This window comes from Paenibacillus sp. 01L418, assembly GCF_056400045.1.
Genome location: NZ_JBFTSN010000699.1, coordinates 1 through 1,813, shown reverse-complemented (window position 1 = coordinate 1,813; position 1,813 = coordinate 1). Strand labels below are relative to the sequence as shown.

At 44.7% G+C, this 1,813-nt stretch carries 1 protein-coding gene; it reads right to left on the bottom strand.

Features of this window, described 5'->3' with window-relative positions:
• The coding region (locus AC1DSE_RS34790; protein WP_477529071.1) for a fibronectin type III domain-containing protein at positions 1–1,712 on the bottom strand (1,712 nt) is incomplete at its 3' end.
• Positions 1,713–1,813 lie beyond the last annotated feature (101 nt).

Here is a 1,813-nt window from a genome sequence, read left to right as displayed (position 1 = left end):
GTATAGGCTGTGTCGGTGTTCCATTGCTGYACGGTGCAAACATTTGCGGGGCTTGTAGTAACCGTAATTGGCGTACTTGCACCAGACACATTGCCTGCTGCATCATATGCCTTCACTGTAAAGGTATAGGCAGTGTTAGGGGATAATCCGCTAATTGCTGCGCTTGTACCCGTTGCATTCACGTTTGTTGTACCGTAAGTCACGGTATAACCGGTTACATTAACGTTATCCGTCGAAGCGTTCCATGCTAAGTTGACACTGAATGCACTCGTACTTGTCGTGCGTAAATTAGCAGGTACTGAAGGTGCTATTACATCCACAACGGGTGCATCAGTAGTTACATTAATCACGTTGCTCGCGCCAGAAATATTGCCCGCTGCATCTCTCGCTTTTACAGTAAATGAATACGCTTTGTTAGCTGTCAAACCGCTGATTGTTGTGCTTGTACCTGTAACGGTTGTTGAAGTTGAACCATATGAGACGATATATCCCGTTACTCCTCGATCATCGGTAGATGCACTCCAAGACAGGCTCGCACTCGTGGACGTTTTGGCAGTTAATTGAAGATTTGCAGGAACTGACGGAGCTGTAATGTCACCTCCACCAGAACCATATTGATCGAGATAGGTACGATGACTCGTAGAAAATAGATTGTTCGTATATTTATCCCAGTTGATAGACCAGGTCATCAATCCTTTTAAATCAGGATAACCAGCGGTATTGCGAAGAACGTAGGTTCCGCCGAAAGGTATACCTTTTATAAGATAATCAAGAGCTTTCTGCACGTTAGCCGGTGTTGTATAACCTCCGCCTGCTGCTTGTGGTGAAGCGGGCAAACCAATGACGATTTGATCTGGACGAAGAGCCGGAAACATATTATTCGGATTGCCTCCGACTGGAAATCCAACAAGCAGCATTTCAGCCATAGCCACATGGAAGTCAGGCGTACCTTGAGAATAGGCTTTACCATCAAGGCCTAACATAGGACCCGTATTATAATGCTGAACATGCAGGTAATCCAGCTCATTTCGCAGATCGTAGATGACAGGGAGGTATGCTCCCCAAAGTCCTGTATAGTTTCCTGCTCCACCCTGAACATAGGCGGTTTCCGGTGCCATGGTCAGAAGGAAATCTGAACTATAGCTATTTAATATTTCACGCGTAGCAGAAATTAAATTTACTATTTTTGGGGTGGTAGGAGCTTTGAAGTTGGTGTCTCCTGTGTTAAGGGCAAGAGAGCTGCCTTCAAGGTCAATATCGAGGCCGTCAAATCCATATAAATTAATAATACCCTTCATCGTGTTCACAAATGTTGTTTTGGCCTGAGGTGTAGTAAGCTCCACTGCACCGTTAGCGCCGCCGATGGATATGAGCACCTTTTGTCCTCTCGCTTTAAGGTAAGCAACATCAGACTGAAACTCGCTAACTGTTGCGTTGTAAGGGGTGAACACCATATTGCCAGTATGTGCGCCACCTGTTGGTTCAGCAAAAGCGACCTGGATCACGTCGTAATCCGGAGAAATATCTTTTAAACGAATATTGGTAGAGAAGTTGTCAAAATTATGCCAGTAGCCTACGATTATTTTGTTGCGAGCTGTTGCGGCCTCTACTCTATCCGTTCCTAAGGGCAATCCAGTCAATACTAGCAGCGCTGCTAGGGCAGCTAAAAGAGCTTTCATCATTCGTTTCGTTGATCGCGAATAATTTTTCATCGTCAACTATCTCCCTTCTCAATATAAAGCTTCTGACCACTACCTTTTTTGTAAGCGATTACATTCAATCTCTTAAAAACATCACCTCCTAACCGTATAAA